Source organism: Mesorhizobium sp. M0659, assembly GCF_040320605.1.
Lineage (GTDB): Bacteria > Pseudomonadota > Alphaproteobacteria > Rhizobiales > Rhizobiaceae > Mesorhizobium.
The window spans coordinates 182,516-194,713 of sequence record NZ_JAMYPY010000002.1 but is presented as its reverse complement, the minus strand read 5'-3'; the positions used below and the strand labels follow the sequence as shown (position 1 = coordinate 194,713).

7 protein-coding genes are annotated in these 12,198 nt (G+C 63.3%); 4 read left to right on the top strand and 3 right to left on the bottom strand.

Annotated elements, in window-relative coordinates; all coding sequences use genetic code 11:
- The first annotated feature begins 27 nt into the window (after nucleotides 1-27).
- Nucleotides 28-1,251, top strand: a complete 1,224-nt coding sequence (locus NKI31_RS04090; protein ID WP_352650557.1) for a lytic murein transglycosylase — start codon at nucleotides 28-30, stop codon at nucleotides 1,249-1,251.
- Between the two features lie 104 nt (nucleotides 1,252-1,355).
- Entirely contained in the window at nucleotides 1,356-2,561 is a 1,206-nt protein-coding gene (locus tag NKI31_RS04085; RefSeq protein ID WP_352650555.1) for an SGNH/GDSL hydrolase family protein, read from the top strand.
- Here the strand turns inward: NKI31_RS04085 and NKI31_RS04080 are convergent.
- Nucleotides 2,558-4,012, bottom strand: coding sequence for a glutamate synthase subunit beta (locus NKI31_RS04080; RefSeq protein WP_023686414.1), 1,455 nt, complete (start codon nucleotides 4,010-4,012; stop codon nucleotides 2,558-2,560). The two genes, NKI31_RS04085 and NKI31_RS04080, sit on opposite strands and share 4 nt — an antisense overlap.
- Before the next feature lie 140 nt (nucleotides 4,013-4,152).
- Nucleotides 4,153-8,901, bottom strand: coding sequence for a glutamate synthase large subunit (gltB, locus tag NKI31_RS04075; protein ID WP_352650553.1), 4,749 nt, complete (start codon nucleotides 8,899-8,901; stop codon nucleotides 4,153-4,155).
- Nucleotides 8,902-9,411: 510 nt separating this feature from the next.
- On the opposite strand from gltB, the gene NKI31_RS04070 reads away from it, so the two are divergent.
- Complete coding sequence (locus NKI31_RS04070) at nucleotides 9,412-10,461, top strand: threonine aldolase family protein (RefSeq protein WP_023710937.1); 1,050 nt, start codon at nucleotides 9,412-9,414, stop codon at nucleotides 10,459-10,461.
- 18 nt (nucleotides 10,462-10,479) lie between these two features.
- The gene (locus NKI31_RS04065; protein ID WP_352650551.1) at nucleotides 10,480-11,376 is read left to right on the top strand and encodes an MBL fold metallo-hydrolase; all 897 of its coding nucleotides are present in this window, start codon (nucleotides 10,480-10,482) and stop codon (nucleotides 11,374-11,376) included.
- Here the strand turns inward: NKI31_RS04065 and NKI31_RS04060 are convergent.
- Nucleotides 11,373-12,137, bottom strand: a complete 765-nt coding sequence (locus NKI31_RS04060) for a sulfite exporter TauE/SafE family protein (protein WP_023701029.1) — start codon at nucleotides 12,135-12,137, stop codon at nucleotides 11,373-11,375. The two genes, NKI31_RS04065 and NKI31_RS04060, sit on opposite strands and share 4 nt — an antisense overlap.
- Nucleotides 12,138-12,198 lie beyond the last annotated feature (61 nt).

The window sequence follows — 12,198 nt, the reverse complement described above, 5'->3', positions numbered from 1 at the left end:
TTTCCTGAGATAGAGAAAGGGGAAAATATGTCCGTTCGCAGTGCCGCAAAACTCTTTACCAGCGTGCTGACGGCGGCCAGCCTCTCGCTCGCCTTGCTGATGCCGGCCGGACCGGCCTTCGCCGATGCCGGTTTTCGGCAATGGGTCGCCGGCTTCCGCGCCACGGCCGTGGCGGGCGGCGTTTCCGGCGCGGTCTACGACCGAGCGTTCCGGGGCATCAATGAGCCCGACCCGGTGGTGCTGGAAAAGGCACGCACCCAGCCCGAATTCACCGCACCTGCTTGGGACTATTTCGACAACCGCGTCCACGACCAGTCCGTTGCCGTCGGCCAGCAGATGGCCAGGAAATGGAAGCCGTGGCTGGAACGGATCGAGGCGAGGTTCGGCGTCGACCGCTACATCCTGCTCGCCATCTGGTCGATGGAATCGAATTACGGCGAGATCCTCAAGCGCGACGACATCATGCGCAATGTCATCCGCTCGCTGGCAACCCTCGCCTATGGCGACCCGAAGCGTTCGAAATTCGCCCGCACCCAATTGGTCGCGGCGCTGAAAATCCTGCAGACCGGCGACATCGACGAAAGCCACCTGATGGGCTCCTGGGCCGGCGCCATGGGCCAGACCCAGTTCATCCCGACCAGCTACCAGCATTATGCCGTCGACATGGACGGCAACGGCAAGCGCGACATCTGGAATTCGATCCCCGATGCGTTGGCGACATCAGCCAATCTGCTGAAGAAGAATGGCTGGCAGGGCGGCAAGACCTGGGGCTACGAGGTCACCATTCCGGCCGGCAAACTGCCGGCCGGCTCGAAGACATTGGCGCAGTGGCAGGCGCTCGGCGTCGCCAGGGCCAATGGCAAGCCGTTCAAGAACGCAACCGACAAGGCGACGCTGAAAGTGCCGGACGGCCGCGGCGGACCGGCATTCCTGATGATCAAGAACTTCTCCGTCATCAAGACCTACAACAACGCCGACAAATATGCCCTGGCCGTCGGCCTTCTTGCCGACGAAATCGCCGGCTCTAATGGTCTGGTGCAGGACTGGAAGCGGCCTTTCACCAAACTGTCCTTCGAGGAAAGGCAGGAGTTGCAGAAGCGGCTTTCGCAGCACGGACTTTACGACGGCAAGTTCGACGGCAAGATCGGTGACGGTACGAAAACCGCCATCATGACCTATCAGGCAACGGTCGGCTTGACCCAAGACGGGTATCCGAGCATGGAAGTGCTCAAATGGCTCAGAAAGAAATAGAGCCGGCGACGGCAGCGCGCATCTGCGACGCGCAAGGGATGCCGTAGCATCGGTCTGTGCATGATCCCCTGCGAGGGCCATGCACCAAGGGATGGAGAGGGTGCTTGGTTCCGGCAGCGCGTATCCGTGTGATCGTTTTCCGCTTGCCGATCCTAATTCTGGCCATCGTCGTCCTGGCGACGGGGGTCGCCGGCAGTTTCCACACACCGGCTTTGGCGCAGGAGCAACCGCAGAACCGCGGCTGGTCGCTGCGCGACCTTCTGTTCCCGCGCCGCAGCGAACGCATCGAGCCGCCGCTCGACGTCCGCAAGGCAAAGCCGAAGGTCAAGAAGAAGCCCCGTGCACCCGTTGAACCTTCCGCTCCGATTGTCGAGAAGACACCGGATGCCCACGTCGTTCTGGTGATCGGCGATTTCATGGCCAACGGCCTGGCCGAAGGCCTCGAAACAGCCTTTGCCGATAATGCCAACGTCAGGATCGTCGAGCGCGCCAACGGTTCTTCGGGGTTCGTGCGCGATGATGTCTACAACTGGCCCGAACAGGTCAAATCGCTGGTCGAGACCGAAAAACCCTCCGTGGTCGTCGTCATGCTCGGCTCCAACGACCGCCAGCAGATGCGCGTCAACGATGTGCGCGAGCAGCCGCGCTCCGAGAACTGGACCAAGGAATACGAACGCCGGACCGAAGCCTTGGGAAAGGCACTGGCGGCGACCAAGGTGCCTTATCTGTGGGTCGGCATGCCAGCCTTCAAGACGCCGAAGATGACCTCCGACATGCTGGCATTCAACGACATCTACCACTCGGCTGCCGAGAAGAACGGCGGCGAATTCGTCGATGTCTGGGATGGGTTCGTCGACGAGAACGGCGCCTTTGTCTCGACCGGCCCCGACATTAACGGCCAGGCCGTGCGGCTGCGCTCCGACGACGGCATCAACGTCTCGAAAGCCGGCAAGCGAAAGCTCGCCTTCTACACCGAAAAGCCGCTGGCCAAGATCCTCGGCCTGGCAGCGCCGGGAAGCGTGGTGACGGCTGCCGCACCGGCCGGCGCCCCGGTCGAGGCGCCGTCGCTGCCCGCCGCCCCGATCGTGGTCGACCGCACCGTTCCGATGCTGCTCAACGATCCGGCGCTCGACGGCGGTACCGAACTTCTCGGTGCGGCGGCGGCGCCGAAAGCCAATCCGGATCTGCCCGGCGAAAAACTAATCCTCGAAGGCAAGGCGCCCGAGGCCTCGCCCGGCCGCGCCGACGACTTCTCGTGGCCGCCCAAGGCCGCTGCCGCGACGGATACGACGACGGCGATCAACCGTTAACGGGGGAGTACCGTCGACCCCATCAGCGCTTCATCGATCGAGCGCGCGGCCTGGCGGCCTTCGCGGATCGCCCACACAACCAGCGACTGGCCGCGGCGCACATCACCTGCGGCGTAGAGCTTGTCGACGCTGGTCTTGTAGTCGCGATCGTTGGCTTCGACATTGCGGGAACGGCGGCTGTCGGTGGTGATTTTCATCTCACCGTCCAGCTCTTTCGCGACGCCGGCGGCAGCCGGTCCGGCAAAGCCGATGGCGATGAAGGCGAGGTCTGCACGGATGACGAATTCGGTGCCGGGGATAGGCTTGCGCTTCTCGTCGACTTCGCAGCATTTGACGCCGGTCAGCTGGCCGTCCTCGCCGATGAATTCGAGCGTCGCCACCTGGAATTCGCGCTCCGCACCTTCGGCCTGTGAGGACGAGGTGCGCATCTTGGTCGCCCAGTAAGGCCAGACCGAAAGCTTGTCTTCCTTCTCCGGCGGCTGCGGGCGGATGTCGAGCTGGGTGACGCGCACCGCGCCCTGGCGGAAGGCGGTGCCGACGCAGTCGGACGCGGTATCGCCGCCGCCGACGACGACGACATGCTGGCCGCCGGCGATGATCGGATGCGACGGCCAGGCCACCGACTGGATCGGCTCGCCGCCGACGCGACGGTTCTGCTGCACCAGATAGGGCATGGCGTCATAGACGCCGCCGAGATCGTCGCCCGGAATGTTGGCCGGACGCGGCGATTCCGAACCGCCGCAATAGAGCACCGCATCGTATCCGGCGAGCAACTCTGCCACCGGCTTGTCGACGCCGACATTGACGCCGCAATGGAAGGTCACGCCCTCGCCCTGCATCTGCTCGATGCGGCGGTCGATATAGTGCTTCTCGATCTTGAAGTCGGGAATGCCGTAGCGCATCAGCCCGCCGGGACGGCTCTCACGCTCATAAACGCTGACCTCGTGGCCGGCGCGGCCAAGCTGCTGCGCCGCCGCCATCCCTGCCGGGCCGGAGCCGATGACAGCGACCCGCTTGCCCGTCTTCTTCTCTGGCGGATAAGGCCGGATATGGCCGGTTTCATAAGCCTTGTCGGCGATTGCCTGTTCGACGGTCTTGATGGCAACCGGAATGTCCTCGAGGTTCAGCGTGCAGGCTTCCTCGCAGGGCGCGGGGCAGATGCGGCCGGTGAACTCGGGGAAATTGTTGGTCGAATGCAGGTTGCGGATCGCATTGTCCCAGTCGCCATTGTAGACGAGGTCGTTCCAGTCCGGGATCTGGTTGTGGATCGGGCAACCGGTCGGCCCGTGGCAGAACGGGATGCCGCAATCCATGCAGCGCGCCGCCTGTTTCTCGACCTCCTTGTCCGACATCGGCAGCGTGAATTCACGAAAATGCCGGATGCGGTCGGAGGCCGGCTGGTACTTGTGCACCTGCCGGTCGATTTCGAGAAAGCCTGTTACCTTGCCCATAGTCCAGTTCCTGCTGTCCAGATGGTGCGGTTTTCGCACCCGTTAACCCCTTGAGGCAGCCGTGGCAACCTTGCATCCGAGGTCAAACTGTCGCTGAAAGTTCCGCCGGGAAGCCTGCGCCTCCCGGCAAGTCGAAAAACCTATTCCGCCGCCACGCCCATGCGCATGCGTTCCATCTCGATCAGCGCGCGGCGGTATTCGACCGGCATGATCTTGCGGAATTTCGGCCGGAAGGTCGTCCAGTCGTCGAGTATCTCGCGGCCGCGTACCGAACCGGTGAAATGGACGTGGTTCGAGATAAGCTGGTAAAGCCGTTCCTCGTCATGGGTGGTCATGTCGCCCGAGACGTCGACGCGACCCTTGTGGTCGAGGTCACCGCCATGATGCAGCAGCCTTTCCATCAGATCGTCTTCTTCCGGAACCGGCTCCAGCTCGACCATCGCCATGTTGCAGCGCGCGGCGAAATCGCCGGCCTCATCCAGAACATAGGCCACGCCGCCCGACATGCCGGCAGCGAAGTTGCGACCGGTCTGGCCGATGACGACGACGATGCCGCCGGTCATGTATTCGCAGCCATGATCGCCGACGCCTTCAACGACGGCGGCGACGCCCGAATTGCGCACCGCGAAGCGCTCGCCGGCGACACCTGCGAAATAGGCCTCGCCCTCGGTCGCGCCATAGAGGACGGTGTTGCCGACGATGATCGATTCCGCCGCGACGATCCTGGACTCCTCCGGCGGCCGGATGACGATGCGTCCGCCCGACAGGCCCTTGCCGACATAGTCGTTGGCCGCACCGACGAGATCGAACGAGATGCCGCGCGCCAGGAAGGCGCCGAACGACTGACCGGCGGTGCCGGTCAGCTTCACCTGGATCGTGTCCTCGCGCAGGCCCTTGTGCCTGAAGCGCTTGGCGACTTCGCCCGACAGCATGGCGCCCGTGGAGCGATCGACATTGCGGATGTCGACCTCGATCTTGACCGGCTGCTTGCTTTCGAGCGCGGGCTTCGCCAGTTCGATCAGCTTGCGATCGAGTACATCGTCGATCGGGTGTTTCTGCCGTTCGGTCCAGTGCACCGCCTCATGCGGCGCGTCCGGCTTGAAGAACATCTTGCCGAAATCGAGCCCACGCGCCTTCCAATGCTGGATCATCTCGCGCTTTTCCAGCAGGTCGCTGTCGCCGATGATCTGGTCGATATGGGTGTAGCCCATCTCGGCCAGCAGCCCCCTCACCTCTTCCGCAACATAGAAGAAGAAGTTGATGACATGCTCGGGCGTGCCCTTGAAACGCTTGCGCAGAACCGGATCCTGCGTCGCGACGCCGACCGGGCAGGTGTTCAAGTGGCACTTTCGCATCATGATGCAGCCGGCCGCGATCAGCGGCGCGGTCGAGAAGCCGAACTCGTCGGCACCGAGCAGCGCACCGATGATGACGTCGCGCCCCGTGCGCAAGCCGCCATCGACCTGCAGCGCAACGCGCGAGCGCAGCCCGTTCAGCACCAGCGTCTGGTGCGTCTCGGCTAGGCCCATTTCCCACGGGCTGCCGGCATGCTTGAGCGAGGTCAGCGGCGACGCGCCGGTGCCGCCATCATAGCCCGATATGGTGATGTGGTCGGCGCGTGCCTTGGCGACGCCGGCCGCAACCGTACCGACACCGACTTCCGACACCAGCTTTACCGAGACATCGGCCGCCGGGTTGACGTTCTTCAGATCGTAGATCAGCTGCGCCAGATCCTCGATCGAATAGATGTCGTGATGCGGCGGCGGCGAGATCAGGCCGACGCCAGGCGTCGAGTGCCGGACCTTGGCGATGGTGGCGTCGACCTTGTGGCCGGGCAGCTGGCCGCCCTCACCGGGCTTGGCGCCCTGCGCGACCTTGATCTGCATGACATCGGAATTGACGAGATACTCGGCGGTGACGCCAAACCGCCCCGAGGCGACCTGCTTGATCGCCGAACGTTCGGGGTTCTTGCTGCCGCCGGGCAGCGGCAGATAGCGGTCGGCCTCTTCGCCGCCCTCGCCGGTGTTCGACTTGCCGCCGATCTGGTTCATGGCGCGCGCCAGCGTCGTGTGTGCCTCGCGCGAGATCGAGCCGAACGACATCGCCCCGGTCGAGAAGCGCTTGACGATATCGGCCGCCGACATCACGTCCTCTATCGCCACCTTCTTGCGGCCGGTCTCTTCCGCAAGCTTGATCCTGAACAGGCCGCGTATGGTCTGAGCACGGGCCGTCTCGCTGTCGATCTGCGCGGAATACTCCTTGAACGTCTCCCACGAGCCCTGACGCACGGCGTGCTGCAAGGTGGCGACGGCGTCGGGCGACCACATATGGGCTTCGCCGCGCATGCGGTACATGTACTCGCCGCCGACCTCGAGGCTGTTGCGCAGCACCGGATCGTTGCCGAAACCGTCGGTGTGGCGGCTGAGCGTCTCAGCCGCGACCTCGTCCAGGCCGACACCTTCGATCAGCGTCGCTGTGCCGGTGAAGTACTTCTCGACGAAATCCGACTTCAGCCCGATGGCGTCGAATATCTGCGCGCCGCAATAGGACTGGTAGGTGGAGATGCCCATCTTCGACATCACCTTGAGGATGCCCTTGCCGATCGACTTGATATAGCGCGAGACCACCTCGTAGGCGTCGACCTCCGCCGGCAGTTCGCCACGCTTGTGCATGTCGAGCAGCGTGTCGAAAGCAAGGTAGGGGTTGATCGCCTCGGCGCCGTAGCCGGCGAGACAGCAGAAATGATGCACTTCGCGGGGCTCGCCGGATTCGACAACCAGGCCGACCGCGGTGCGCAGACCCTTGCGGATCAGATGGTGGTGCACGGCAGCCGTCGCCAGCAGTGCCGGAATGGCGATACGGTCGGGACCCACCTGGCGGTCGGACAGGATGATGATGTTGTAGCCGCCGGCAACGGCCGCCTCGGCGCGCTCGCACAGACGCTCGACGGCGCCCTGCATGCCGGCCGCGCCCTCGCTCGACCCGTAGGTGATGTCGATGGTCTTGGTGTCGAAACGGTCCTCGGTGTGGCCGATCGAGCGGATCTTTTCCAGATCGCCATTGGTCAGGATCGGCTGGCGCACTTCGAGCCGCTTGCGGCGCGAATTGCCGACCAGGTCGAAGATGTTCGGCCGCGGCCCGATGAACGAGACAAGGCTCATCACCAGTTCCTCGCGGATCGGGTCGATCGGCGGGTTGGTGACCTGGGCAAAATTCTGCTTGAAGTAGGTGTAGAGCAGCTTCGACTTGTCCGACATCGCCGAGATCGGCGTGTCCGTGCCCATCGAACCCACCGCTTCCTGGCCGGTGGTCGCCATCGGCGACATCAACAGCTTGGTGTCTTCCTGGCTGTAGCCGAAAGCCTGCTGGCGATCGAGCAGGCTGACATCCTTGCGCAGCGCGCGCGGCTCGACCGGCTTCAGATCCTCCAGGATCAGCTGCGTGTTGTTGAGCCAGGTCTTGTAGGGATGCCTGGTGGCGATCTCCGACTTGATCTCCTCGTCGGAAATGATGCGGCCCTTGGCAAGGTCGATCAGAAGCATGCGGCCAGGCTGCAGCCGCCACTTCTTGACGATCCTCTCCTCCGGCACCGGCAGCACGCCGGCTTCGGACGCCATGATGACGCGGTCGTCGTCGGTGACGATGTAGCGCGCCGGGCGCAGCCCGTTGCGGTCGAGCGTGGCGCCGATCTGGCGGCCGTCGGTGAAGGCGACCGCGGCCGGCCCGTCCCACGGCTCCATAAGCGCTGCATGGTATTCGTAGAAAGCCTTGCGATCGGCATCCATCAGCTTGTTGCCGGCCCAGGCTTCCGGGATCAGCATCATCATGGCGTGGCTGAGGCTGTAGCCGCCCTGGAACAGGAATTCGAGCGCATTGTCGAAGCACGCCGTGTCGGACTGGCCGTCATAGGAGATCGGCCACAGCTTGGAGATGTTGTTGCCGAACAGTTCGGAATCGACCGAGGCCTGGCGCGCCGCCATCCAGTTATTGTTGCCGCGCACCGTGTTGATCTCGCCATTATGCGCGACCATGCGGTAGGGGTGCGCGAGCTTCCATGACGGGAAGGTGTTGGTCGAGAAGCGCTGGTGGACGAGGATCAGCGCGGTCTCGAAACGCGGATCCGACAAATCCTTGTAATACGCGCCGACCTGGTAGGCCAGGAACATGCCCTTGTAGACGATGGTACGCGCCGATAGCGACACACAGTAGGCGCCGATATCCTTGTTGTTGTTCTCGGCGTAGATGCGGCCGGAAATCACCTTGCGCAGCAGATACAGCCTGGCCTCGTATTCCTCGTCATCTGGAATGTCCGATGTCCGGCCGATGAAGACCTGGCGATGGAACGGTTCGGAGGCCGCAATATCGGGCGCCTTCGACAGCGATGAATTGTCGACCGGCACGTCGCGAAAGCCGAGCAGCGGCAGCCCTTCTGACTGCGCCGATTCGGCGATGATCTCTTCGATATGGGCGCGCAGTGCCGCATCCTGCGGCATGAACCAGTGGCCGACGCCGTATTGGCCTGCCGCCGGCAGTTCGACGCCCTGGGCCGCCATCTCTTCGCGGAAGAAATGATCGGGAACCTGCACCAGCACGCCGGCGCCGTCGCCCATCAGCGGATCGGCGCCGACAGCGCCGCGATGCGTCAGGTTTTCGAGCACGAAGAGCCCGTCCTTGACGATCTGGTGCGACTTCACGTTCTTCATGTTGACGATGAAGCCGACGCCGCACGCGTCATGCTCGTTGCGCGGATCATAGAGACCCTGCGCGGCCATGCCATTGGTGGTCAGGCCGTTGGTCTGGCCTTCTTTGGTCAGAACGGTATTTTTAACGGCTGCCGCTTTCGTCTGCTCGGCCTGGCCGATAATCGCAGATGGCGTCAGTTCCGTCATCGTCCTGTCCTCCGTTCCGGCCCCTTGCACGTCTAGCATTTGGGGCGCTGGTCTACCTTGGGAAGCGACTGGCTTCCGCTCTCATTCTTGCGGCACGTCTTTTCGAAATCCTTGGCGGACCGTGCGGTGCACCGCCGGTTCGTATCCGGTATCGTACAGGCCACAGCCGAGCCGTCTACCCGGTCGCTCGCGGCACCGGCCGGAGTGGCCCAAATGATACGCCAATCCAGCCTGACTTGTGCGACAAAATAAGACAGCACTACTGTCCTAAATTTTTATGGCAGAAATCCTGGGCGCACACAAGACCGATTCACCAAATTCGTGGACGTTTGGCGACAGAAAATTACGTCAGGCGCTGTTGAAACGAAATTTCGGTCCCGGCACTCCTTCGTGATCGCCTTTGGCTTTACCGCTTTTTCAGCCCTTGGCCCTTGCGCGTCAAACCCCGAAACGGCCATGGTCGCGCTCTTGTCGCAACCAGACTTTCTCAACCAGGCAGGGACTTTCCTGATGTTCTTTGCATCCGACAACTGGGCGGGCGTCCATTCCAACATTGCCGCCGGGCTGTCAGCCAATGCTGGCGGCTTTTCGACCGCCTATGGCGATGGCGATCTCGACCGGGCCGTCTACCAGCGTTTCAGCGAGATCTTCGAACGCGAGGTCGCGGTGTTCTTCGTCGCTACCGGCACGGCGGCCAACTCGCTGTCCCTGGCCGCTTACAACAAGCCCGGCGGCATTTCCTTTGCGCACCGCGAATCGCACATCATCGAGGACGAATGCGGCGCGCCGGAATATTTCAGCGGCGGCTCGCGTCTCCATGCTGTCGACGGCGCCCTGGGCAAGATCGATCCGCACAATCTTGAACGCGCCGTCGCCCGTTTCGCACCCGAAATCGTCCATTGGGGACGCCCGACGGCCGTCTCGATCACCCAATCGACCGAAGTCGGCACAGTGTACGGGCTCGACGACATTTCCACCATTTCGGAGATCGCCAAACGCTTTTCCCTGCCGCTGCATATGGACGGCGCCCGTTTTGCCAACGCATTGGTCGCGCTTGAGACGACGCCGGCCGAAATGACCTGGAAGCGCGGCGTCGATATCGTCTCGTTCGGCGGCACCAAGAACGGCTGCTGGTGCGCCGAAGCGGTGGTGCTGTTCGATCTAGACCGCGCCAAGGAGCTGTCCTTCCTGCGCAAGCGCGCCGCACAGCTGTTCTCCAAGTCGCGCTTCATCGCAGCGCAGTTCGACGCCTACTTCACGGACGGCCTGTGGCTGGACACGGCCCGTCATGCCAATGCCATGGCCGCGCGCCTGGCGGCTGCGATCGAGGATTCGGCAACGGCGAAGCTCGCCTGGTTGCCGCAGGCCAACGAGGTGTTCGCGGTGATGAAAAAGGCGGAAGCCGAAAGGCTGCAATCGGCCGGCGCCGCCTTTTACGACTGGCACAGGCCGCACGGCTTCGATGGCCATGTCGGCGAGGACGAGTTGCTCTATCGCTTCGTCACCAGCTTTGCCACGACTTCAGATGAGGTCGATCGCTTCGGCCAGATGATCGCCTGAACTCGCGAGACCGCGCCAATGACAAAGCCACTTCTCGGCTCAACCATGCGGCTGGTTCGCCCGGCGCCAAACGTGCTCGGCTTCTACGATGGCCGCATCGACGGCGTTCGCGCCTGGTCGGACGAACCGAACTGGCTGGACGACGGCGCCTATGCCCTCGGCATCTGCACCTATGCGATCGCCGATGGCTCGCAGGCGCTTGTCTACGACACGCATATTTCGCTGCCTCACGCGCGCTTCATCAGGCAGACGCTCGAAGACATGGGGGTCAGCTCGATCCGGGTGGTGCTCAGCCACTGGCATGACGATCATATCGCCGGCAATGAGGTGTTTCAGGATTGCGAGATTATCGCCAACACGCTCACCGCCTCGGCGCTCGCGAACAACCGGGCCGAGATCGAAAGCGGTGTTCCACCGATCAAGCCTCTCGTGCTGCCGAACAGGACCTTCGAAGGCAGTCTTGACCTCACCGTTGGATCGATCGCCGTCGAGCTGCGTCAGGTCGAAATCCACAGCCATGACGGCACCGTGCTGTTCATGCCTGGGAACGGCCTGCTGCTGGCGGGCGACACGCTGGAGGATCCGATCACCTATGTCAGCGAGGCGGATCGGCTGGCGCAACATCTGGTCGATCTCGAACGCATGAGCGGGTGGCCGATAGACCGCATCTTGCCCAATCACGGCTCGCTCGAAGCGATTGAGCGAGGCGGCTACGACAAAGGCCTCATCGCCGCCACGCAAGCCTACGTTCAAAAACTGCTTCGCTGCCGGCATGAGCCTGATCTTGCGAAGCAGGATCTGAAAACCTTCGGCGCCGACATGTTCGCCACGGGCGAGGTCGAGTACTTCGCGCTGTACGAGCCCGTCCACCGGCAAAACGTCGAGGCCGTTCTCGCAACCGGCACCGGTGGCTAAGCAAGGAAAGGCCGCGCCAAAAGCTCGAGGCCAAGCAAGATCAGGAAAATCAGAAACCAGCGCCGGAAGGTCGCCGGGCTGATCCGCTGCCGGAGCAACTGTCCGAGCCACATGCCGAGCAAGGCCGGCGCAACCGCCAGCGACGACATGGCGACATGCCCGACCTGGAACGCGCCGTGCGAGGCAAGGCCGGCAGCGAGCGCGATCGTCGACACGGTGAAGGACAGGCCGAGCGCCTGGATCAGATCGTCACGGCTCAAGCCCAGCGCCTGAATGTAAGGTACAGCGGGCACGACGAACACGCCGGTGCCGCCGGTGACGATGCCGGTAAGGAAACCGACGATGGGCGACGACCAGCGCTCGGCTGACGCGGGAACCGTCAACTGCCGCGCCAGCAGCGTATAGACGGCATAGACGATCAGCGCCGCCCCGAGGCCGGCCGTCGTCCATTTGACATTGTCGCTGGCCAGCAGCCATGAGCCGGCCAGCGTGCCGGCGACGATGCCGACCATCATCAGCCACAGCCGCCTGAGGATCCATCCGAAGCTCGGGCCGGCAAACAGCTGCCAGATATTGGTGACGAAGGACGGCACGATCAGCAGCGAAGCCGCGGCGACCGGCGGCATGATTGTGCCCAGCAGCCCCATCGCCAACGTCGGCAGTCCCATACCGGTAACGCCCTTGACGATGCCGGCCAGCAGGAAGGTCACCGCAATGGTTGCCGTTAGGGCCAGGGAAAAATCAGCCGAGAGATCAGACATCGCCCTTCATGGGAAGACGGCGCCCGCCGCAAAAGAGCCAGAACTCTTCGGTTGGGGTGAC